The 21,766-nt window shown below is 72.2% G+C and carries 23 protein-coding genes and 1 tRNA gene; 16 read left to right on the top strand and 8 right to left on the bottom strand.

The genetic code is table 11. The features are described 5' to 3' along the window. The first annotated feature begins 119 nt into the window (after nt 1-119). Nucleotides 120-1,364, top strand: a complete 1,245-nt coding sequence (locus BSL84_RS10405) for a cytochrome P450 (RefSeq protein ID WP_045322037.1) — start codon at nt 120-122, stop codon at nt 1,362-1,364. 195 nt (nt 1,365-1,559) lie between these two features. Here BSL84_RS10405 and BSL84_RS10410 read toward each other — a convergent pair whose 3' ends face one another. Further along, the gene (locus BSL84_RS10410; RefSeq protein WP_075970212.1) at nt 1,560-3,665 is read right to left on the bottom strand and encodes a bifunctional glycosyltransferase 87/phosphatase PAP2 family protein; all 2,106 of its coding nucleotides are present in this window, start codon (nt 3,663-3,665) and stop codon (nt 1,560-1,562) included. A gap of 108 nt (nt 3,666-3,773) precedes the next feature. Between BSL84_RS10410 and BSL84_RS10415 the strand changes: the two genes are divergently transcribed. Beyond that, nucleotides 3,774-4,115, top strand: a complete 342-nt coding sequence (locus BSL84_RS10415) for an antibiotic biosynthesis monooxygenase family protein (RefSeq protein WP_045322038.1) — start codon at nt 3,774-3,776, stop codon at nt 4,113-4,115. Nucleotides 4,116-4,267: 152 nt separating this feature from the next. On the opposite strand, the gene BSL84_RS10420 is transcribed toward BSL84_RS10415, so the two are convergent. Continuing rightward, nucleotides 4,268-4,663: a nuclear transport factor 2 family protein gene (locus BSL84_RS10420; RefSeq protein WP_030027430.1), complete on the bottom strand. Its 396-nt coding sequence runs from the start codon at nt 4,661-4,663 to the stop codon at nt 4,268-4,270. A gap of 107 nt (nt 4,664-4,770) precedes the next feature. On the opposite strand from BSL84_RS10420, the gene BSL84_RS10425 reads away from it, so the two are divergent. Next, complete coding sequence (locus BSL84_RS10425) at nt 4,771-5,319, top strand: GNAT family N-acetyltransferase (RefSeq protein ID WP_079273165.1); 549 nt, start codon at nt 4,771-4,773, stop codon at nt 5,317-5,319. A gap of 54 nt (nt 5,320-5,373) precedes the next feature. Here BSL84_RS10425 and BSL84_RS10430 read toward each other — a convergent pair whose 3' ends face one another. Then, nucleotides 5,374-7,443 (bottom strand): MFS transporter, encoded by a 2,070-nt coding sequence (locus BSL84_RS10430; protein ID WP_037661203.1) that lies wholly within the window; start codon nt 7,441-7,443, stop codon nt 5,374-5,376. Between the two features lie 985 nt (nt 7,444-8,428). Here BSL84_RS10430 and BSL84_RS36025 point away from each other — a divergent pair. Next, a complete protein-coding gene (locus tag BSL84_RS36025) occupies nt 8,429-8,602 on the top strand; it encodes a peptidoglycan-binding domain-containing protein (RefSeq protein ID WP_159393510.1) in 174 nt (57 codons plus the stop codon). Between the two features lie 190 nt (nt 8,603-8,792). Then, on the top strand, nt 8,793-9,500 hold the full coding sequence (locus tag BSL84_RS10440; RefSeq protein WP_075970213.1) for an HAD-IA family hydrolase: 708 nt from the start codon (nt 8,793-8,795) through the stop codon (nt 9,498-9,500). A gap of 36 nt (nt 9,501-9,536) precedes the next feature. On the opposite strand, the gene BSL84_RS10445 is transcribed toward BSL84_RS10440, so the two are convergent. Both BSL84_RS10445 and BSL84_RS10450 read right to left on the bottom strand, forming a co-directional pair. Beyond that, nucleotides 9,537-10,058: a DinB family protein gene (locus tag BSL84_RS10445; RefSeq protein ID WP_078848964.1), complete on the bottom strand. Its 522-nt coding sequence runs from the start codon at nt 10,056-10,058 to the stop codon at nt 9,537-9,539. A gap of 190 nt (nt 10,059-10,248) precedes the next feature. Continuing rightward, nucleotides 10,249-10,830: a TMEM165/GDT1 family protein gene (locus BSL84_RS10450; RefSeq protein ID WP_075970214.1), complete on the bottom strand. Its 582-nt coding sequence runs from the start codon at nt 10,828-10,830 to the stop codon at nt 10,249-10,251. A gap of 532 nt (nt 10,831-11,362) precedes the next feature. Between BSL84_RS10450 and BSL84_RS10455 the strand changes: the two genes are divergently transcribed. The 4 genes from BSL84_RS10455 to BSL84_RS10470 all read left to right on the top strand — a co-directional run bounded on the left by BSL84_RS10455 (nt 11,363) and on the right by BSL84_RS10470 (nt 15,501). Continuing rightward, nucleotides 11,363-12,016 (top strand): HNH endonuclease family protein, encoded by a 654-nt coding sequence (locus BSL84_RS10455; protein ID WP_030027440.1) that lies wholly within the window; start codon nt 11,363-11,365, stop codon nt 12,014-12,016. Between the two features lie 174 nt (nt 12,017-12,190). Beyond that, on the top strand, nt 12,191-13,849 hold the full coding sequence (locus BSL84_RS10460; RefSeq protein WP_045322047.1) for an alkaline phosphatase D family protein: 1,659 nt from the start codon (nt 12,191-12,193) through the stop codon (nt 13,847-13,849). Between the two features lie 232 nt (nt 13,850-14,081). Continuing rightward, entirely contained in the window at nt 14,082-14,726 is a 645-nt protein-coding gene (locus tag BSL84_RS10465; RefSeq protein ID WP_075970215.1) for a DedA family protein, read from the top strand. Nucleotides 14,727-14,973: 247 nt separating this feature from the next. Beyond that, the gene (locus BSL84_RS10470) at nt 14,974-15,501 is read left to right on the top strand and encodes a hypothetical protein (RefSeq protein ID WP_234363439.1); all 528 of its coding nucleotides are present in this window, start codon (nt 14,974-14,976) and stop codon (nt 15,499-15,501) included. A 30-nt stretch (nt 15,502-15,531) separates the two neighbouring features. Here BSL84_RS10470 and BSL84_RS10475 read toward each other — a convergent pair whose 3' ends face one another. Both BSL84_RS10475 and BSL84_RS10480 read right to left on the bottom strand, forming a co-directional pair. Beyond that, nucleotides 15,532-15,756: a DUF2277 domain-containing protein gene (locus BSL84_RS10475; protein ID WP_030029371.1), complete on the bottom strand. Its 225-nt coding sequence runs from the start codon at nt 15,754-15,756 to the stop codon at nt 15,532-15,534. A 16-nt stretch (nt 15,757-15,772) separates the two neighbouring features. Further along, entirely contained in the window at nt 15,773-16,429 is a 657-nt protein-coding gene (locus tag BSL84_RS10480; RefSeq protein WP_107069611.1) for a TRADD-N-associated membrane domain-containing protein, read from the bottom strand. A gap of 115 nt (nt 16,430-16,544) precedes the next feature. Between BSL84_RS10480 and BSL84_RS37760 the strand changes: the two genes are divergently transcribed. The 4 genes from BSL84_RS37760 to BSL84_RS10495 all read left to right on the top strand — a co-directional run bounded on the left by BSL84_RS37760 (nt 16,545) and on the right by BSL84_RS10495 (nt 18,853). After that, entirely contained in the window at nt 16,545-16,619 is a 75-nt protein-coding gene (locus tag BSL84_RS37760; protein ID WP_099895366.1) for a 50S ribosomal protein bL37, read from the top strand. A 178-nt stretch (nt 16,620-16,797) separates the two neighbouring features. Continuing rightward, on the top strand, nt 16,798-17,475 hold the full coding sequence (locus BSL84_RS10485; protein WP_075970216.1) for a DUF4389 domain-containing protein: 678 nt from the start codon (nt 16,798-16,800) through the stop codon (nt 17,473-17,475). A gap of 78 nt (nt 17,476-17,553) precedes the next feature. Then, complete coding sequence (locus BSL84_RS10490; RefSeq protein WP_159393511.1) at nt 17,554-18,057, top strand: hypothetical protein; 504 nt, start codon at nt 17,554-17,556, stop codon at nt 18,055-18,057. A 559-nt stretch (nt 18,058-18,616) separates the two neighbouring features. Further along, on the top strand, nt 18,617-18,853 hold the full coding sequence (locus BSL84_RS10495; RefSeq protein WP_158879938.1) for a hypothetical protein: 237 nt from the start codon (nt 18,617-18,619) through the stop codon (nt 18,851-18,853). A 273-nt stretch (nt 18,854-19,126) separates the two neighbouring features. Here BSL84_RS10495 and BSL84_RS10500 read toward each other — a convergent pair. Then, a tRNA-Val gene (locus BSL84_RS10500) sits at nt 19,127-19,198 on the bottom strand. Between the two features lie 65 nt (nt 19,199-19,263). Here BSL84_RS10500 and BSL84_RS10505 point away from each other — a divergent pair. From BSL84_RS10505 to BSL84_RS10515, 3 genes are all read left to right on the top strand, one after another. Next, nucleotides 19,264-20,547 carry a hypothetical protein gene (locus BSL84_RS10505; protein ID WP_075970218.1) on the top strand — a complete coding sequence of 428 codons (1,284 nt, stop codon included), beginning with the start codon at nt 19,264-19,266 and terminating at the stop codon, nt 20,545-20,547. A gap of 301 nt (nt 20,548-20,848) precedes the next feature. Continuing rightward, nucleotides 20,849-21,412 carry a DUF4383 domain-containing protein gene (locus BSL84_RS10510; RefSeq protein ID WP_075972040.1) on the top strand — a complete coding sequence of 188 codons (564 nt, stop codon included), beginning with the start codon at nt 20,849-20,851 and terminating at the stop codon, nt 21,410-21,412. Nucleotides 21,413-21,491: 79 nt separating this feature from the next. Continuing rightward, entirely contained in the window at nt 21,492-21,716 is a 225-nt protein-coding gene (locus tag BSL84_RS10515; RefSeq protein ID WP_045320761.1) for an FmdB family zinc ribbon protein, read from the top strand. Nucleotides 21,717-21,766: the final 50 nt, after the last annotated feature.

Consider the following 21,766-nt stretch of genomic DNA (forward strand, 5'->3'; position numbering starts at 1 on the left):
GCACGCGGCCTGCACGGATTCCACACGCAACAGTTGGCGCTCCGGCTCTTGTCACTTCTGGAACTCGTTACTACCTTCGAGCCAACTTCTGATGGTCCGTCAGACTTTGGAGTCGCCCGATGTCCTGCCCCGCGCTCCCCGACGGCTTCGACGCCACCGACCCCGACCTGCTGCAAAGCCGGGTCCCGTACCCGGAGTTCGCGCTGCTGCGGCAGACCGCGCCCGTGTGGTGGTGCCCGCAGCGGCGGGGGGTCACCGGCTTCGACGACGAGGGCTACTGGGCCGTGACCCGGCACGCGGACGTCAAGTACGTCTCCACGCACCCCGAGTTGTTCTCCTCGACGACCAACACCGCGATCATCCGCTTCAACGAGCACATCCAGCGCGACGCCATAGACGCCCAGCGCCTGATCATGCTGAACATGGACCCGCCGGAACACTCCCGCGTACGCCAGATCGTGCAGCGCGGCTTCACCCCGCGGGCCATCCGCGGTCTGGAGCACGCCCTGCGCGACCGGGCCCGGAACATCGTCGAGGAGGCCTCGGCGGCGGCGGCCGACGGCAGCTTCGACTTCGTCACGCAGGTGGCGTGCGAGCTTCCGCTGCAGGCCATCGCCGAGCTGATCGGCGTACCGCAGAAGGACCGCGCCAGGATCTTCGACTGGTCGAACAAGATGGTCGCCTACGACGACCCCGAGTACGCGATCACGGCCGAGGTCGGCTCCGACGCCGCCATGGAGCTCATCGGCTACGCGATGACCCTGGCCGCGCAGCGCAAGGAGTGCCCGGCCCAGGACATCGTCACCCAACTGGTGGCGGCCGAGGGCCAGGGCAACCTCGGCTCCGACGAGTTCGGCTTCTTCGTGCTGCTGCTGGCCGTCGCGGGCAACGAGACCACCCGCAACGCCATCAGCCACGGCATGCACGCCTTCCTCACCCACCCCGAGCAGTGGGAGTTGTACAAGGCGACCCGCCCGTCGACCGCCGCGGAGGAGATCGTCCGCTGGGCCACCCCGGTGGTGTCCTTCCAGCGGACCGCCACCCAGGACACCGAGCTGGGCGGCCAGAAGATCAAGGCAGGCGACCGGGTGGGGCTGTTCTACTCCTCCGCCAACCACGACCCCGAGGTCTTCGAGAACCCGGACGTCTTCGACATCACCCGCGACCCGAACCCGCACCTGGGATTCGGCGGCGGCGGCCCGCACTTCTGCCTCGGCAAGTCCCTCGCCGTGATGGAGATCGACCTGATCTTCAACGCCCTGGCCGACGCGCTGCCCGACCTGCGGATGGCAGGGGAGGCTCCGCGCCGCCTGAGGGCGGCGTGGCTCAACGGCATCAAGGAGCTCCGGGTCAGCCACGGCTGACCCGTGGCCCAGGGCGGCTGGGGCCGCTCATCCCACGCCCCGGCCCCTGCCGCCCCCCGGCCGCCGCGTTCCGCCGTTCGAGTGGCGGACCCGCCCGAACCGGGTGATCCTTGCTGACAGCGGCGATCCGGCCGAAGGGGCGCCGGGGCACGACACGCCCCGACGCCCCTTCGGTCCCGCCCGACCATCCCAGCCTCAGCTGTGGCGTGCCGGTACGGGTAGGGCCGCGGGGGGCGCACCGGGTGCGGGTGCGGCGGAGGCCGCCTCCGCTTCCGTGCCGTCGGCGTCGGCGCGCTGTGCCGGGAGGCTCGTGCGCAGGCCGCGCGGGCCGGACAGCACGTGGACGAGCCCGAAGCCGGCGGTGACGACGGCCGCTCCGCCCACCGCGTCCAGCACCCAATGGTTGGCGGTGGCGACGATCGCGCACACGGTGATCAGCGGGTGCAGCGCCCCCAGCAGTTTCTGCCAGCCCTTCGGGGCCAGCACCACGATCACGATCCCGCACCACAGCGACCAGCCGAAGTGCAGCGAGGGCATCGCCGCGTACTGGTTGGAGATCGCGGTCATGGCCCCGTACGACGGGTTGGCCAGGTCCTGCGGTCCGTGCACGGTGTCGACGAAGCCGAGGCCCGGCATCAGGCGCGGCGGGGCGAGCGGGTACAGCCAGAAACCGGCGAGGGCCAGCACCGTGGCCAGGCCGAGGGAGGCGCGGGCCCAGCGGTAGTCGCCGGGGCGCCTCCAGTACAGGACCGCCAGGATCGTCAGCGGGACCACGAAGTGGAAGGAGGTGTAGTAGAAGTCGAAGAAGGCCTCCAGCCAGGGCGTGGCCACCACGGCGTGGTTCACCGCGTGTTCGATGTCGAGGCCCAGCGCCCGCTCGATCCCCAGGATCTGACCGCCGTTGCCCTCGGCGAGGGAGCGGCTGGCGGGGGCGGCGGCCCGGATGTGGGAGTAGAGCGAGTAGCCGACCCGTATCAGCAGCAGTTCCAGCAGGAGGTTCGGGCGGGACAGCACGCGCCGCCAGAACGGCAGCAGCGGCACACGCGTCCAGCGGGCCTGCGCCGGCCGTCCGTAGTCGGTGGGTACGGGATCACGCCAGTACGGGGACGAGCGCGCCAGGAACGGCACCGCGCAGGCCGCCGCGACGGCGGTGAGCAGCAGCACGTTGTCGCGTACGGGGGCCAGCGCGCCCAGGTTCGGCAGGAGGACCGCGCTCGGCAGGGTCACGGCGAGGATGACGGCGACCGGCCACACGCGCCGGTCGGCGGCGCGCTTGCCGGTCTTCCCGGCGACGGCGAGCAGCACCCACAGCAGCTGGTGGCGCCAGCCGACCGGGGACACGGCGACGGCCACGCAGCCGGTGAGGGCGACGGCGAGCAGGAGTTGGCCGTCGCGGGCGTAGCGGACCGCGCGGCGCAGGCCGAGCCAGACGATGAGCCCCGCGAGGGCGGCGTAGAGCAGGACCTCCACCGGGCCGGTCAGGCCGAGGCGGAGCAGGGCGCCGTGCACGGACTGGTTGGCGAGGCCGTCAGGGGCGCCGCCGAGGCCGGTGCCGGCCAGGTGGTGGACCCAGTACGTCCAGGAGTCGCGGGGCTTGGCCGCCCACGACAGCGCGGTGACGGCGGCGAAGGCCGCGGCGGCGGTCCGCGCGGCGGGGCGGCGTCCGGTGAGCCACAGCAGCGGGGCGAAGAGCAGCAGGGCCGGCTGGAGCGCGGCGGCGAGGCCGACGAGGAGGCCCGCGGGCCGGTCGCCGGGTACGCGGAGGGCCGCCAGGAGCACCAAAAGGACGGGAACGAGGGCGGTCCGGCCGGGCGAGGCGGCCTCCCGGACGGGCAGCGAGACCATCATCAGGGCCGTCAGGGCGGGCGCGGCGAGCAGCGCGGTGCGGCGTGGCACGGGGTCGGGCAGGGCGCGGGCGGCAACGAGTCCGATCGCGGCGACGGACAGCAGCGTCACGCAGGTCCAGGCGACCTCCAGGGAGGGGGAGGCGAGGCCGGCGAGCGGCTTGAGAACCAGTCCGGCGAAGGGCGTGCCGGCGAACTGCCCGGTGTCGTAGAGCGAGGCGACCGCACCGCCGAAACCGCCGTAACCGCCGCCTGAACCGCCGAATCCGCCGGAGCCGGGCAGGTGCAGGCCGCCCAGCCACTCCGCGGGCGGCACGCGCAGCACCGCGGCGGCCTGTCTGACGGCGAGGGCTCCGGCCAGGGCCCACAGGAGGAGGCGCGCCGCACCGAGCCTGCCGGCACCGTCTATGACCCCGGCATGTCCGTCCGCTGTGCTGTGCTCTGCCGCGTTAGCCACGCCTCGCCGGCCTCCCGCCGTGTTGACCGCAGCCCCGACCGCACCTGGCTGCCGCGCTCCATTACGCGCACGACGATATCCCCCGCGGGGCTCCCTAGGATGGCTCCCATGAGCATCGTGAAGATCAACGCACTGACGGTTCCCGCGGAGCAGCGGGAGGTCCTGGAGCGGCGCTTCGCCTCGCGCGCCGGGACGGTGGAGAGCTCGGACGGCTTCGAGTGGTTCGAGCTGCTGCGGCCGGTGGAGGGCACCGACCAGTACCTCGTCTACACGCGCTGGCGTTCGGAGGAGGACTTCCAGGCGTGGATGGAGGGGCCGATGAAGGCCGCGCACCAGGGTGGCGGCGGCGAGGGCGGGGCGGCGGGCGCGGAGCGGCCGAAGCCGGCGGCCTCGGCTTCGACGGTGTGGTCGTTCGAGGTCGTGCAGCAGGCGGCTCCGAAGAAGGCCTGACGCCTACGGCGCGTGCCAGGGTCCCCGGGGGTGCGGGCCCCCCGGGGTCCTGGTACGTCGGGGCGCAGGCCGTCAGGGCGAGCCGGTCGGGGCGCGGGCCGTCGAGGCCGGGCGTCGAGGCACGGCCGTCAGGCGGTCAGGCGGTCAGGCGGTCAGCTCCAGAAGGCGTCTTCCTCGTCGATGTCCGCGGTGCACTGGTCGATGTCGGTGATCTTGTGGCCGACGATCGTGAAGAAGAGCCCTTCGCGGATCTCGATACCGCGGTCGCCTCGGTCACCGCGCGCCGTGTGGAAGCTCATCACGTGCCCTCGGCCGTCCGCGAGCACCGATTCCAGGTGCACCTGGAAGGTGCCCTTGGTCTCCTCGCCGAGGCGGCGGTAGAAGTCGAGGACCTGCTCCCGGCCCTTGTGGTGTCCGGACATGGGGTTGTTGCCCGGCACGTGGTGGATGACGTCGGCGGTCATGAGCGCGCCCAGCGCGTCCATGTCGCCGTTGCCGAAGGCCTCGTAGCCGCGGCGGATCAGGGCACAGTCCGGATGCTCTGCCATGGCGTTTCACACCCTCCGGGTCAGCGGAATTGCCGTTTTTCCTATCATCAGCCCGCCATTGTGGATATTCCACGCGGGAGTTCGCGCACGAACTCCACAATGACGTCATGAACACTCACAGCGAACACGGACACCGCACCTCGTCACCGTCCCCGTCCCCGTCCCCGTCCCCGTCACCCACCTGGACCGTCTCCCCCGAACCGTTCGGCACGAGCGATGCCACCAGGCTGCGCCGCGCCTATTACGCCGAGGTCGCCGGCCGGTACTGGAAACGCGAGGTCACCGAGGCCGAGATCGACCAGGGGTTGCTGGACTTCCCCGACGACGGGCTGGAACCGCCGACGGGCCGGTTCGTCGTCGGCCGCCTGGACGGCGAGGCCCTGGCCTGCGGCGGCATCCGCCTGCTCGACGCGGTCACCGCCGAGCTCACCAGGGTGTACGTCGACCGGCGCGCCCGCGGTACCGGCGGCGGGGCGGCCCTGCTCGGCGCCCTGGAGGCGCAGAGCCGGGCGCTGGGCGCCGAGCGGATCCGGCTGGACACCCGGTCGGACCTCGTGGAGGCCCGCGCACTGTATGCGCGCCACGGCTACGCCGAGATACCGGCGTACAACTCCGGCCCGTATGCGGAGCACTGGTTCGAGAAGCGCCTGGTCTGAGGCCGCGGGTGCTGCCGGGTCGCGCGGTTCACGGAGCGGCGCGCTCGCGCCGGTTCACGGAGCGGCGTGGTCGCGCCGGGGCTCGGCGTCGTAGGGCTCCTCGGTGTCGGATCCGCACAGTTCCGCGTTGATCTCCTCGACCAGTTTGACCAGGTCGGTCGGCCGGTCGGGGCCCCACCAGTCGCCCAGCAGTTCGGCGAGGGAATCCTGCCGGGCCTTGCTGAGCCTGGCCGCGGCCTCGCGGCCGCGATCGGTCAGGACCAGTGGGAGGCCCTCCCGGACGGCGAGTCCGCGCTCCTCGATCTGCCGGCCGGCGTCCGTGATGACCTTCAGCGGCACGTTGACGCGCTCGGCGAGCAGGGCCGGTTCGGCCGAGCCGTATTTGTTGATCCGCAGCAGCAGCCAGCTGGAGGCGGGCAGCAGGTCGTAGCCGGCCTTCTCGGTGATCTTCTCGTAGACGTGGCGTCGGCCCTCGCGGGTGCCGAGGACGGTCAGCGCGCGGGCGACCTCCTCGTGGGAGGAGCGGTGGACGGGGTTGGAGGCGAGTGTCTCGGTGACGTCGGGTGCGGTGACGGAGGCGCGCAGCTTGTCCTCCCTCAGGAACCAGGAGAGCAGGAAGGCGATCAGGACGACGGGGACGGCGTAGAGGAACACGTCGGTGATGGCGGTGGCGTAGGCGTCCAGGACACGCGGGCGGAGATCGGGGGGAAGGGCACCGATGGCCCGGGGGTCCGCCTCCAGCTGGGCTGTGCCGGCGTCTGCGGGCAGGGTGACGCCGGCGAGGGAGGTGGCCAGTTCGTCGTCGAGCTGGTTGGTGAAGACCGTGCCGAAGATCGCGACGCCGAAGGCGGCTCCGATGGAGCGGAAGAAGGTGGCACCGGAGGTGGCGACGCCGAGGTCGGCGTAGCTGACGGCGTTCTGCACGACGAGGACGAGCACCTGCATGACCAGGCCGAGTCCGGCGCCGAACACGAAGAAGTAGACGCTCATCTCCCAGGTGGAGCTGGTGCGGTGCAGTTGGTGGAGGAGGAGCAGGCCGATGGCGGTGACGGCGGTTCCGGCGATGGGGAAGACCTTCCAGCGGCCGGTCCGGCTGACGATCTGGCCGGAGGCGGTGGAGGAGATCAGCATGCCGATGACCATCGGCAGCATGTGGACGCCGGACATGGTCGGTGAGACGCCCTGGACGATCTGGAGGAAGGTCGGCAGGTAGACCATCGCCCCGAACATCGCGAAGCCGACGACGAAGCTGATCGCCGAGCAGAGGGTGAAGGTGCGGATGCGGAAGAGTCCCAGCGGCAGTACGGGTTCGGCGGCCTTGCGTTCGACGAGCAGGAAGGCGGCGAGGAGCAGGACGCCGAGGACGGCGACGCCGATGATCCGGGTCGAGCCCCAGCCCCAGGTGGCGCCGAGGGACGCGACGAGGACGAGGCAGGTGGCGACGCAGGCGATGAGGAAGGTTCCGAGGTAGTCGATGGTGTGCTTCGAGGGGCGTGCCGGAATGTGGAGCGCGGCGGCGATGACGACGAGGGCGACGAGACCGATGGGGAGGTTGATGTAGAAGACCCAGCGCCAGGAGAGGTTGTCGACGAACAGGCCGCCCAGCAGCGGGCCCAGCACGCTGGTCGCGCCGAAGACGCCGCCGAAAAGGCCCTGGTATCTGCCGCGTTCGCGCGGCGGGACGATGTCACCGACGATCGCCATCGACAGCACGATCAGTCCGCCACCGCCCAGGCCCTGCAGGGCGCGGAAGCCGATGAGCTGGGGCATGTCCTGTGCCAGGCCGCACAGCGCCGATCCGATCAGGAAGAGGACGATGGCGTACTGGAAGAGCTTCTTGCGTCCGTACTGGTCGCCGAGCTTGCCCCACAGGGGGGTGGCGGCGGTGGCGGCGAGCATGTAGGCGGTGACCACCCAGGCCAGGTGGGCCATGCCGCCGAGGTCGCTGACGATGGTCGGCAGGGCGGTGGAGACGATGGTCTGGTCGAGTGCCGCGATCAGCAGGCCCAGAAGCAGTGCGCCGATGGGGACGAGCACCTCGCGGGCGCTGTGCTCGCCGGCGGGGCCCGCCTTCTGCGGGCCTTGAACGGGGGCCCCTGCTCCTTTGGTCGCATCCTGAGCCATCGATTCCTCCTCCGGCCGGATCAACATCTCCATCCTGAGCGGTGTGTCCGGATATGGCCTCTCGGGCGGTTGGGAGGGGTGCTGTGGGTCTGCATAATCGCAGGCAACAGCCAGGGAGGGAGTCCCAGTGAACGGTGAGCGCTGTCCAGATTGCGACGCTGCCGGCGCCGCCTGCCGGTGTGCGCCGGGTGTGGGGTTCAATCCACTGCGCATCCGTCCGTATGTGACGTTGTCCGACCCCGGCGAGCTTTCCGGGGCGGCCGAGCCGCTGCCGCCGCAGCCCGTGGCGGGTGTGGTGGCTCCCCCGCCTGCCCCCGCACCGCAGCGGGCGGCGGAGGCGGCGTCGGAGGCGGACACTCCGGCGTACGGGATACCCGTGACGCCTGCGGCCGGGCCGCAGGCGGCGCAGGACGGCCCCTGGCAGGCGGACCCGGCGCACGCGCCGCAACCGGCGGAGACGATGCAGCTCCGCGCGGTCCCGGGTGCGGGCCCCGCGTCCGACCCGGCCCACGGCCTGACGTCGGGTCCGGCATCCGGTTTCGCGCACGGCGGAGAACGACCGGCAGGGGGAGGGGGCGGGGGCCGGGAGGGGCGGTCCGGTTCCGCTTCCCGCCGGCGGCCCCTGGCGCTGCTGATCGGGGCCGCGGCGACAGTGGCTCTCAGCGGTACGGCTGTGGCGGTGTGGGTGCTGCCGGCTTCCCCGGACGGCGATGCGGCGCTGCTGGACGCGAAGGCGTCGGCGCCGTCCGTGAGCGCTGCTCCGGTCGCGCCGTCCGGTAGTCCGACCCCGGGCAGCGCGTCCCCGTCGGCCTCCAAGTCGCCGACCGCCTCGAAGTCGCCGTCACCGTCCGCGTCGCCGAGCCCGTCCCGTTCCGCGTCCTCCGCGCCCCCGTCGCCGAGTGCTTCGCCCAAGCCCAGCCGTTCCTCCAGCCCGCCGCCGCCGGCACAGGCGCCCACCCTGCGCTACGGGGATTCCGGCCCGGAGGTGGAAAGGCTCCAGCGGCTGCTGGCGGCGCAGGGCCTGTACCGGGGCAAATTCCACGGGCGGTTCGACTGGAGGGTCGAGGACGCACTGCTGGACTTCCAGTACGACCGTGGGATCGACCCGCAGGAGTGGGGCGTCTACGGACCCCTGACCCGCAAGGCGATGGAGGGGTAGGCCGGCAGACGGGGCCGGGCGTGCGGCAGGCGGCCTGCCCGGATCGAGGCGACAGGGGTCACACACCCATGAGTGGCACAGACCGCCCCGAGTTTTGTATCGTGAGGGAACAAAGTGGTTCCGTCCTCATTCCCTGACCGGTGGACGGAACCACTTGTTCTTTTTCTCCCGTCCGTCTGGAGCCCCGTCGATGCCGGCCAGCACCATCACCACCACCGCACCCGCAGTCCTCACCGCCAAGGCCCTGCTCCTCGACATGGACGGCACGATCGTCAATTCCGACGCGGTGGTGGAACGCTGCTGGCGTGACTGGGCGGTGTCCCACGGGCTGGACCCACAGGAGGCCCTGAAGGTGGTCCACGGCCGCCAGGGCTACGCCACCATGGCCGTCCTGCTGCCGGACCGCCCCATGGAGGTCAATCTCGCCGAGAACGCCGAGATGCTGGCGCGCGAGACGGCCGACACCGAGGGCGTGGTCCCCGTCGTCGGCGCCCCGGCCTTCATGGCCGCCATCGCCGGCCTGCCGCACGCCCTGGTCACGTCCGCCGACGCCGCTCTCGCCACCGCCCGGATGGCGGCCGCCGCGCTCCCCATGCCCGCGGTACGGGTCACGGCCGAGTCCGTCGCGGCCAGCAAGCCGGACCCCGAGGGCTTCCTCAAGGGTGCCGCCGCCCTGGGCGTGGACCCGGCCGACTGCATCGTCTTCGAGGACTCGGCCGCGGGTATCGCCGCCGGCCGGGCGGCCGGCATGCGCGTGATCGGCGTGGGCCCCCGCGCCGCCGCGCACGGCCCGACGGTGCACGTTGCGGACCTCGCGTCCCTCGCCGTCACGACCGGCCCCGCCGGCTCGATCCGCATCACGGTGCAGCCGGAGCCCGAGGACTCGCCCGCGCGGTAGCGGCGCCGCTCCGCGCGGGAACGCGGCCGCGCCGCACTACTGCCCCACGCGGCCGTCGATGCACTCCCGCAGGAGGTCCGCGTGGCCGTTGTGGCGCGCGTACTCCTCGATCATGTGGACCAGTACCTCGCGGAGCTCTGTCGGCTCACCACCGCCCTCGCCGGTGACGTCCATCCCGGGAGCCTGCGCGACGAGCCGTTCCGCGAAGGCGACCTCGGCCCGCCAGGTCGCCCACGCGTCCGCGACCAGCGCCGGGTCGGCGGCCGCTCCGGTGAACTCGCCGGCCGGTTCCGCGTCCGAGCGGTAGTGGCGGCGTATGTCCTGGCCCGCCATGACCTGCCGGAACCAGTACTGCTCGACGCCCGCGAGGTGGCGTACGAGTCCCAGCAGGGACAGGTCGGAGGGTGCCACCGACCGCCGGGCCATGGCTTCCGCGTCAAGGCCCGCGCACTTGAGCTCCAGCGTGATCCGCTGGTCGCGCAGGTAGCCGGCGAGTACGTCCCGCTCGCCCCGGAACCCTCCGTCGGTGCGAGTGTCCTCGTCTGGCGGGACGAACATGTTGGACCAGCCGAAACGGCGGTCCTGTGCGGGCACGGGAGCCGGGCCGGAGGCGGGGCCGGAGGGGGAGGTCGGGTCGCTCACCCGCCGAGCGTGCCCACCCGCCCCGGCTTCCGCAACGCGGTTTTCCACCGCCGGCACCCGGCGCCCGGCATCCGGCCCCTGGCCCCCTGGCCCGGACCGGGGTGCGTCAGCCCGCGATCGCCTCGTACAGCGAGAACACGGCCAGCGCCGCCATCACGGCTGCCGCGATCTTGGTGATCAGGCACAGTGGCACGTACTTCATCAGCGTGCGCCCGCCCAGGATGCCGATGCCCGCGACCGCCCACAGGGCCAGTACGGCTCCGATGCCGACGGAGACGGGGTCGTCGTAGCGTGCCGCCAGGTTGGCGGTCATGATCTGGGTCAGATCGCCGAACTCCGCGACCAGGATCAGCATGAAGCCGGCCCCCGAGACCTTCCAGAAGGACTGGTCGGCGGGCGGCTTGATCTCCTCGTCGCCGTCGTCCTTCTTCAGGAGCAGCATGGCCGCGCCCAGGAGGAAGAGGACGCCGACGACGGCCTGGACGAGGCGGTGCGGGAGGAGGGTGAGCACGCTGCCCGCGGCGATGGCCAGGGCGACGTGTACGGCGAAGGCGGCGGCGACGCCCGCGAAGACGTAGGAGGCGCGGTAGCGCGTGCCGAGCATCAGGCCGGCGAGGGCCGTCTTGTCGGGGAGTTCGGCAAGGAAGACGACGCCGAAGGCGATCGCCGTGATGCTGAAGCTGAACACGGGGGTGGAACCTCAATCGGTCGGGCAGGGCGCCATCGGTACCGAGAGACCTGGGGTGAGTCAGGGGTCGCTTCGGCTCGGCGGCACCCTGGCTTGCGCGTGCGCGTACGGAACGCGCCCACGCCGGGACAGGACACTGCGGCCGAAGGTCTCGCTGGCGGGCCGCTGTGCGTGGTCCGCCTCCGGGCGCCGGCTGGGTGACCCAGCAGTATGTCGACGTTCCGGCGAAGAGCTACTCCCCTTCTGCTCGGACCAGAGTACGCGACGCGTGGGGCGAGCCGGAATGGGGCTTTGGTCCCGCCGCGCCCCGGCCTGCCCCGGTCTTGCCCGCTGCCGTGTACCGCTTGAGGCACCCCGTCGCAGCGGAATCTCAACTTCCACTTAAACCGGGGCCCTTGAGTGGCTTGATGTGACGTGCCCATGTCGACACGCTGTCACCTGGCGCCCATCCCCCGGCAACCCGATGGCGCCAGCATGGCCACGCCCCGCCGGGGCGACCCGGCCGAACCCCCCGCACCCAGGGAGCCCCCTCATGGCACTCATACCCACCGTCTACGCGCGTCGAATTGGCGTGCTCGCGTCAGCAGCCGCGCTGGCCGCGCTGACCTCCCTCCTCAACGCCCCGACCGCCGCGGCCGCCCCGCCCACGCCCATGAGCGCCTCGGCCGCCCGCGCGTACCTGGCCACGGTCACACCGAGGACGGAAGGATCCACCAGCGGGTACAGCCGCGACCTCTTCCCGCACTGGAGCACCGTCTCGGGCACCTGCAACACCCGCGAGACCGTGCTGAAGCGCGACGGCGTGAACGTCGTCCAGGACTCCGCCTGCGCCGCTGTGAGCGGAAGCTGGTACTCGGCGTATGACGGCGCCACCTGGACGGCCGCCTCCGACCTCGACATCGACCATGTCGTCCCGCTCGCCGAGGCCTGGCGTTCCGGCGCCTCCTCCTGGACCACGTCCAAGCGACAGCAGTTCGCCAACGACCTCACCCGCCCCCAGCTCATCGCGGTCACCGACAACGTCAACCAGGCCAAGGGCGACCTCGACCCCGGCAAGTGGATGCCGCCGCGGACCGCCTACCGCTGTACGTACGCGCGGATGTGGGTCAACGTGAAGCAGTACTGGGGCCTGAGCATGGACTCCGGCGAGAAGACGGCGCTGGTGAACGTCCTGAACGGCTGCTGACGGACCGCTCCGGCCTGCCGGCCGACAGCCTGGCCGCCCGACGACCCGCCCGCTGACCGCCCACCGACCGCCCGCAGCGGGCGCCGCCGTGGATCTCTCCCCCGCCAGGGGGAGGCGGCGCTCCCCCTCCCCGTCGTACCGTGATCGAAGGGGCTATGGAGGAGGGGGAGTTGCATGGCCGGGTTGCGTCTGGGGCCGCTGCTGCGCCACGTCGACTGGGAAACGGGCGGAGCGGCCACCATATGGGTCGAGGCGGACCGCCCGTGCACGGCGGAAGTGCGGTGCACGGGCGGTGCCGGCGGCAGCACGCGTACCTTCCAGATAGCCGGACACCACTACGCGCTGGTGACGGTGACCGGCCTGACCCCTGGTGCCACGACGCCGTATGAGGTGCTGCTCGACGGACGGCAGGTGTGGCCGCCGGCCGACAGCGGCTTCCCGCCGAGCACGATCACCACACCGGCCGTGGCCGCAGCGGGCCGGCCCGCCCCCCGGCTACGCGTCACCTTCGGTTCCTGCCGTCAGGCCGCGCCGCCCGCCGGCAGACACGGGCCGCACGGCGCGGACGCGCTGGACACCCTCGCGGCGCGGCTGGCCGCGGATCCGGAGTCGGAGCGTCCCGACCTGCTGCTCCTGCTGGGCGACCAGGTGTACGCCGACGCCCTGTCGCAGGAGACCCGGCAGTGGCTCGCCGCCCGCCGGGACCTGCGGGAAGCGCCCGGCGCCCAGGTCGCGGACTACGAGGAGTACACCCGGCTCTACTACGAATCGTGGCTCGACCCGGAGATCCGCTGGCTGCTCTCGACCGTGCCGAGCCTGCACATATTCGACGACCACGACGTCATCGACGACTGGAACACGAGCGCGGCGTGGCTCGCGGAGATGCGGGCGACCCCGTGGTGGCGGGAGCGTGTGCTCAGCGGCCTGATGTCGTACTGGGTGTACCAGCACCTGGGCAACCTCTCGCCCGCCGAGCTGGCAGCCGACGCGCTGTACGGGGCGGTCCGCGCGGATCCCGACGGCACCGACGCGCTACGGGCGTTCGCGTCCGCCGCCGACGCCGACCCGGCCACGGTGCGCTGGAGCTACCGGCGCGACTTCGGGCGCACCCGGCTGCTGATGGTGGACACACGCGCCGCGCGCGTACTGGCCGAGGACGGCCGCGCGATGCTCGATCCGGCGGAGCAGCAGTGGCTGCGCGAAAACGCCCTCGCCGGGCACGGGGGCTATGACCACCTGCTGATCGGGTCCTCACTCCCCTGGCTGATGCCGCAGCTGATCCATGACGCGGAGACGTGGAATGCGGCGCTGTGCCGCGGGGAGCGCGGGCCCCGGTGGGCGCGGATCGGTGAGAACCTGCGGCGGCGCAGCGATCTGGAGCACTGGGCGGCGTTCCCGGCGTCGTTCGCCGCGCTGACGGATCTGATCGAGGAGGTGGGTACGGGGCCGCGGGCGCCGGCGACCGTGTGCGTACTGTCCGGGGACGTGCACCATGCGTATGTGGCCGAGCCTCTGATACCGAGCACGGCGCGGGTGTTCCAGCTGACCTGCTCACCTGTTCACAATTCCATCCACACCGTGGTGAAGTGGGGCTTCCGGCTGGGCTGGTCGCGCCTGGGCCGGTGGCTGGGGCGCGGCTTCTCCCTCCACGGGCGGACGGGGCGGCCGCCGCTGAACTGGCGGCGTACGGACGGCCCCTGGTTCGGGAACCAGCTGATGACGCTGGCGCTGTCCGGGCGGACGGCGCGGCTGCGGCTGGAGCAGGCACGCAAGAAGCGGGAGGGGGCCCGCCTGGTGACGGTGCTGGACCGGGACCTCACGGCGGCGGAGTAGGGGGATCCCTCTGGCTCGGCGGCAGGTTGGGGGGCTCGTCGGCCGGGTGAGTGGCGGTGAAGCGGACACAGTGCGGCGCACCGGCCGCCCCATGAGGTGCGCGGTCCGCCCCGGGCTCCCGGGGCGGGAGCGCCGGGCGTACGCTGTATGGCTGTCAGCCGCCCCTGCCGCTCCCCCGCGACGTCGCGGCGCTTCATGCCGCAGCACGTCAACCGGACTGGGGAGTCCCGCTTTGTTTGAGACTTTGGGGTCGCTGACCGCGAGCCCATGGATCTACGCCCTGGTGGCGGTGTCCGTCGTGCTCGACGTCTTCCTTCCGGTGCTGCCGAGCGGGGTTCTGGTGATCACCGCGGCGGCGGCAGCGGCGGCAGCCGCCGGGACGGCCGGCCCCGTGCCGGTCCGGGTGCCCGAGCAGGTGCCGGACATCCTGCTCCTGCTGGTGATCGCGACGACGGCGTCGGTGCTGGGCGACATGGCCGCGTTCCGGCTTGCCCGGAACGGCGGGGCCCGGCTGGACCGGGCCATCGCCCGCTCGCGTCGCCTGACGCGCGCCCAGGAACGCCTGGGTGCGGCCCTCGCGCGCGGTGGCGGCGCCCTGGTGGTGATCGCCCGCTTCGCCCCGGCGGGGCGCTCCGTGGTGTCCCTGGGCGCGGGCAAGACGCAGCGCAAGGCGGCGGAGTTCCTGCCCTGGTCGGTCCTGGCGGGCATGGCGTGGGCCGGGTACAGCGTGGCTCTGGGCTACTTCGGCACCCAGTGGCTGGGTACCCAGTGGCTCGGCACGGCCGTGTCGATCGTCGCGCTCTTCGCCGCGGGCGCCCTCGCGGCGTTCCTGGTGCGCCGGCCGCCCCCGGCCGCGTCCGGTAGCCCGGCGGCGTAAGCCCGCAGCGGGGTCCGGGGCCGGGCTGCGGGGTCCGGGCGGCGGACTGCGGACTGCGGACGGCGGACTGCGGACTGCGGGCCGTGGGCCGTGGGCTCCCCCGGGTGGAGCAGTGGCTCACCCGTTCGCCCGGCCCCGATCGCCGCCTCCGGGACGCGGTCCTAGCGTCCAAGGACGGCGTGCAACCGAATCCGCGTCACATCCGTGGCCTGGCCGCGCCGTTTCGAGGAGTCGAGGAGTTGTCTCCATGCCCGCCACGCCGCTCGCCCAGCCGCCGGCCACCGTGCCCCGCTCGCGGTCCGCCGCTCCGCGCCGTCTGATGACCGCCGCGGCCGCCGCCCTCATCGTCGCCGCCACACCTGCCACGCTCGCCCACGCCGCCCCTTCCGCCACCGTCTCCCCGACCACGGTCGCGCCGGGCGGCCGGGTGGCCCTGAACATCGCGGGATGCGGCACCAAGGTCGCCAGGGTCACGTCGACCGCGTTCAGCGAGGTCCGCCTGGCCCCCGGAAACCTCGCGGCCGACAACCTCTCCGGCAACGCCACCGTCTTCAACGACGCCGTCCCGGGCACGCACCGGGTCCTCTTCGAGTGCGGCGGCCCGGGCGGCCAGCGCGTCACCGTCTCCCTCCAGGTCACGCCCGGCGCTGCGCGCGGCGGTACGGGCGGCAGCGTCGGCTCGATGAGCACGACCCAGATCGCCGTCGGCGGCACCCTCGCCGCGTGCGCCCTGATCGGCGGCGTGTGGGTACTGCGCCGGCGCGCGGCCGCGTAAGCGGGTAGGCGGGGTAGGGCGGTCCCGGGGTCACGCCGGGGCGGCCTGCCCCCTTACGTGCACGCCGTCGAGCAGGGCCGCGGTCGCCTCGGCGACGGCGTCCACCGCCTCGTCGAACACCTCGCGGTTGTGCGCGGCGGGCACCCGGAAGCCGGAGACCTTCCGCACGTACTGCAGCGCGGCGGCCCGGATCTCCTCCTCGGTCGCCTTCTCGGGGATGGCGGGCGGACGCAGGGTCTTAATCGATCGGCACATGTCTCCACTATCCCGCTTACCGGGGCAGCTCGGCCCCGGAAAGCTTCATGATCAGTCCGGCCTGGAGGCGGGCCCGCAGCTCCGGGTCGTCGACCGTCTCCAGCAGCCCGATGGCCTGCCGGGTCGTCTCGGCGGCCCGGCGGTCGTCGCGCAGCGCGGCGCTCTGGTCGGCCATGTGCCGCAGTGCGATGTCGGCCCGTCGGTGGAAGAGCTGCCCGATCAGGGTCGTGACCAGGCCCGTCGCGGCCATGACGACGCCGAGGTAGAGCTCCCCGCCGGTTTCGGCCTTGCGGACGGCGAGCCCGAGCCCGACGAGCAGGATCGCCGCCCCGGCGCCGGCGAACCGCTGGCTCGTCCCGAAGCTGCTGCGCGCCTGCGCGAGCCCGTAGGCGTAGTACTCCACGAGGATGGGGGTGAAGTCGTCCCGGCTGCCGCCGAGTTGCGTGTGTGCGCTCCTGCCGCCCCCGACGTCCTCGAACTTCCGCTGCCCCGGCACGGCGGTCGGCTGCGGGTCGCCTTCGGCCGTGTCGGCGAGCCGGTCGAGCAGCCGAGCCCGCTCCGCGTCCCGCCTCCGCTCGAAGCCCGCCCCCAGGAAACGCTCCGTCATCGCCAGGAGCACCACGGCCCCGACCACCGCCGCGCCCACCGCGCCCCATGCGAGCCAGTCGCCCATCCCCCGACGATCCCACGCCGGGCCGCACCGGCCAAGAGGCCCTGATGCGGCCGCCCCGGCCCGCGCCTAGACTGGCGGCGTCGTGAAGGTCACCGAGAGTAGGGAGACTGTCACCATGGCCAAGCGAGGCAACAAGAAGCGGGCCCGCAAGAAGAAGAAGGCCAACCACGGCAAGCGTCCCAACGCCTGAGCCGTCCGAAAGACCCCCGACCCCCACCGGGTCGGGGGTCTTCGCATGTCACGGACGCCCGCGTCACGAGACCGCGTGTCACGTGATCCCGTGGCATGACGCGCATCCGGGTCCTGGGGCGCAATGGCGGACAAGCAGTCCCCTTCCCCGCCCCCGTGCGAGAAACGATGTGACAGCCATGCTTTCCACCCCCTCCTATCCCCTGCGCGTCCAGGCCACACCGGACCCCCGGCTCACACGATGGATGTGGCTGGTGAAATGGATCTTCGCGATCCCGCACTACGTCGTCCTGTTCTTCCTGCAGGTCGGTTTCCTGCTGGTGAGCGTCGGCGCGTTCTTCTGCATCCTCGTCCGCGGCCGGTATCCGCAGCCGCTCTTCGATTTCAGCGTCGGCGTCATCCGCTGGCACACGCGCGTCCACTACTACTGCTCCATGGTGCTCGCCACCGACAGATACCCGCCGTTCACCCTCAGGGACGTTCCGGAGTACCCGGTCCGCGTGGACGTCGTATATCCGCAACGGCTTTCCCGCTGGCTGGTCCTCGTCAAGTGGCTCCTGGTCGTCCCGCAACTGCTGGTGGTCGGCATGCTGGTCACCAGCGGCTGGAGCGCCTACCGCTACGTGGAGGAGTACAGCCCGTTCTCCGGCCTCATCGGCCTGCTGTCCCTGGTCGCGGTGGTGATCCTGGCGTGCACGGGGCGCTACCCCCAGGGCCTGTTCGACCTCCTCATGGGGCTGGTCCGCTGGACCCTGCGGGTACTCGCCTACGCCTTCCTCCTGACCGACGTGTACCCGCCGTTCCGCCTGGACCTGGGCGGCCCCGAGCCCGCGCCCGCGCCCGCGACCGGCGCCTGACCCGCCCGACGGCGTGCACTACCTTGTGCTGCACACCATCCGACCGGCGAAACCGAGTGAGGTCGCTGCTCCGTGACCATGACGGGCCTTACGAAGACGCTCGTCGGCGCGGCGTGCGCACTGCCCCTCGCCCTGCTCGGCACCGTGGTCTACGTGCTCGCGTCGGAGCTCATCGGCGTCGAGGGGACGTGCGAAGAGCCCGAGGGCGTGCACCGCCTGGCGCAGGTCTCGGCCGTCCCCACCCCGCCCGCACCGCCCGGGGCGACCGTCGTACCGGGCGGGAGCGGCGCCGAGTGCCTGGACGACAGCGGCACCGAGGTCTGGCTGACCGCCTGGACGTCCTACGCGTACGACGGCACCCCCGAGCAGGTTGTCGACCACTACGGGACCGCGGCCCGCACCGCCGGCTGGCAACCCCCCGAGAGCCGCCCGAAGACCATCCCCGGCCTGCTGCTGGATGACGTCTGTTTCCGCAAGGAGGTGGACGGCCACCCGACGCTGCTGAGCGTCACCCAGTCCGGCCGGCACGAGTACGCGGTCACGGTGAACGCAGTCCTGGACGGCTCCCACCCGACCTGCTGAAACCCCCGACCACGGCACGCCGCAAGAGCACTCGAAAGCCCCCAACCAAGATCGGCTGGGGGGCCCTCCGCCGTGTGGGCGCAGACGGTCGAACCGCAGAGCCTTTCAAGTGGTCGCCCTGTTACGGCCGTTCTAGGCTCGGTATGGGCGCGCGAAGGAGACCGAGATGGTAGATCCGGACTGGCAGCACACGGAGGAGCCGCTGCCCGCACCTCCGCCGCCTCCGCCTTCACCGTGGCGCGCTCCCCCTTCAGCCCCGAGCCCTGAGCCGGCCCCGTCGCACTTGCCAGGCGCCAAGTGGCAACGTCGGGTGGAGGGCGGGGGTGACCTTGTCGAACTGGGATACGAAGCGGCGAAGGCGAGGCTGGCGAGCCAGACAAGCGCATTCGAGAGCCTCAGAACACGCGCATCGGGCATCCTCGGCGTGGCCACTCTTGTGACTTCATTCTCCGCCGGACTGGGGCTGATCAACGTAGACCCGTACAAGGGAAGGCTGCTTCCCGCTTGGGCCCCTTGGACCCTGATGGGACTACTCCTTTCTGTGGGATGGTGCGCCTTCATGATCCTGCTGCCCACGCGTCAGTGGATGCATGGGCCATCAGCTCGGATCATCATGGAGAAGTGGGCTGACGGGGTGGCTCGCACGGATGCGTTGGTACTCCTGACAGGGGCGATGGTCGATGCCCAGACCCAGAACAGCAAGGAGCTGGGTAGGCGTGCCCGGGCGTACCGGGCGGCTGTCCTCATTCTGTTGGCCCAGGTACTGACGCTCGTAGCCGCGATCTTCCAGTCCTAGGCGGCACAGAAGCCACCGATGCGGCCCGGCACTTGATACCGAACCCGCCCCCCTCGACACTCCGTCCGGCAATGCTCTGAACGCCCCTACAGAGGCACAGGCCACGTCGCTTTGTCCCGGTGCGATACTAAGGACCCGATCGCGCACGAGGCCGGGAGGCACTGGGATCAGCTACTGAGGAGTCGTCCCCGGTCGTGACCGACTGTCCCCGTTGCCGTCAGATGTGGATGCAAAAGGCCCCCCGCCATGATCGGCGGGGGGCCTTTTGACCGGTGGGCGCGGACGGTTTCGAACCGCCGACATCTGCTTTGTAAGAGCAGCGCTCTACCCCTGAGCTACGCACCCGTGGATGAGTGGACAGCCTACATGCCGGGCAGGCCCCCCACGCAAACCGGTTCCCGTGGGAGAGAATGGACCGGGGCATGGCGGACACGTACGGGAGAGGGACTGTGACGACGGCATCCCGGCGGTGGTTCGGTGGGCGGGACGAGAGTCGGCGGGCGGATGCGCAGGCGGCCAAGGATGCCGCCGCGGCGGCGTTCTACGAGCTGGACACGGCGCAGCGGGATCTGCGGATCTCGATCGAGACCATCGCCGCCGCGGACGGGTCGCCCGCGGCGCGGCAGGCGACCGAGGGGTTCGCCGCGCTCGGGCGGCGGATCGACCAGGTCAGCCAGGTCTACATCGAGGCCGTCGACGCGTACGACCTGGACCGGGCGGAGTTGGAGGCCTCTGTGGCCACGCGTGCGCGGGACGAGTTGACCCGCGCCCGCGACGAACTCCTGCGGGTCAAGGGGGAGCTGGAGCGGTTCGCGCAGGGCCTGCAGCCGTTGCTGGACAAGGCCGAGACGCAGCTCGCGCGGGTCGCGCCGGCCCGGGAGCGGGCCAGGGCGGCGCTGATCGGAGCCAGTGACGCGCTGGACGCCGTACGGGCCAAGGGGATGCGGGCCGACGACCTGGCGGCGCGGCTGGCGGCGCTGGGGCCGGAGCTGACCAAGCTGAACCAGGGCGCGGCGCACCACGGGGTGCAGGAGACGGTGCAGCGCGCCGACCGGATCCTGCGGGACGCGGAGGCCATACGGGCCGAGGCGGCGCGGCTGCCCGAGCGGGCGGCGGAGATCGACCGGCGGCTGGTCAGCCTGCGGACGCGGGCGCAGGCGTTGCGCAACCGGGCGGACCGGGTGGATCCGGTGCTGAGCGAGCTGCGCCGGCGGTTCAGTGCGGCGTGCTGGCAGGACCTCCAGCAGGTGCCCGACGAGGCCGTACGGGATGTCGCGGAGGCCGAGGAGCGCCTCGCGCAGGCGGGCCGGGCCCGTGAGGAGCAGCGGTGGGCGGACGTGGGGACGCTGATCGAGGCGGTCCGCGGTGCGCTGGACGCGACGGACGAGGCGGTGTCGGCGGCGCAGGACCGGCTGACGCGGCTGGAGGCGGTGGCGCGGGACACGCAGGCGGAGGTGGACCGGACGCGCTTCGCGATCCGGGACGCGCAGCGGCTGGCGATGGCGGGGCGCAGTGTGCCCGATCCGCGGCACGCGCGGCCGCTGGACGACGCGGTGGCGCGGGTGGGCAGGGCGCTGGAGGGGCTGGAGGGGCGGCATCCGGACTACTGGGCGTTCCTCCAGGAGATGGAGGCCGTACGGGTGTCGGTGAACCGTGTGGTGACGGGGATCCGGGAGGAGCGCGGCCAGGGTTGAGGGGTGGTCCGGGCAGGTTGTCGTGGGGCGGCCGGCGGCGGATGCTGGGGGGGTACGGGACGGAGTAGAGGAGGCCTCCATGGCTGCCCACACCTTCCACAGGGCGCGTGCGTCCCAGGCACCACCTGCGTCCCAGGCGCCGGTCGGGTCGCATGCGCCGCGCGGGTCGCATGCGCCGTACACGCCCCATGCGCCGTACGCGCCCCACGCGGCGTACGGGTGCACCGAGCCCCATGAGCACTACGCGCCGTACGTGGCCCACGAGCCCTACGGGACGGGCGAGGAGCCGGACCCGCACCCGATCGGGCGGCGTGTGCAGCGCGCTCTGCATCCCGTCAACGCCCGGCTCGACGAGCACCTGCCCGTCGATCACAAGCTCAGCCAGGTGTACCGGGTCGGGGCGGGGCTGACCGGCCTGCTGCTGGTGGTGTTCGGGATCCTGGGCCTCGTCGACCGGATCGGCTTCTTCGACACGGGCGGCGACACCGTGCTGGCGCTGAACACCAACGGTGCGCTGAGCGTTCTGTCCATCTTCATCGGCGGACTCCTCATCACCGGGATGGTGGTGGGCGGGACCTTCGCCTCGACGCTGAACATCGTGCTGGGCGTGCTGTTCATCGCGAGCGGGTTCGTGAACCTGGCGCTGCTCGACACCGGGCTGAACTTCCTGGCCTTCAAGATCCAGAACGTGCTGTTCAGCTTCGTCGTCGGCGTGATGCTGATGTGGTTCGGGATGTACGGGCGGGTGGGCAGTGCGCTCCCGCACGACAATCCGTACTGGCGGGCCCGCCACCCCGGGCAGGCGGCCCGGGAGGACCGGGCTCGCGCCGCGCGCCGGCGGCTCGCGTGGCCCGACTCGTTCTAGAGCCCGACTCGTTCCGGACAGGGCCCGACTCGTTCCGGAGGCGTAGCGGACGGGCAGGTGGCCCGCTTAGCCTGTGCGCATGCCTCGTTACGAATTCCGCTGCCGGACCTGCGACGACACCTTCGAGGTGAGCCGCCCCATGGCCGAGTCCTCCGCTCCCGCCGACTGCCCGGCCGGGCACGCCGACACCGTCAAGCTGCTGTCCGCTGTCGCCGTGGGCGGGTCGGGCAGCGCCCCCGCGCCCGCGCGCCCCATGGGCGGGGCTGGCGGCGGGGGCTGCTGCGGTGGCGGCGGCTGCGGCTGACGACCGGCTGACCGACCCGGCTGACCCGGCCGCCGAGCGGCCGGACGTCC

The sequence above is a fragment of the Streptomyces sp. TN58 genome (assembly GCF_001941845.1).
Taxonomy (GTDB): Bacteria; Actinomycetota; Actinomycetes; order Streptomycetales; family Streptomycetaceae; genus Streptomyces.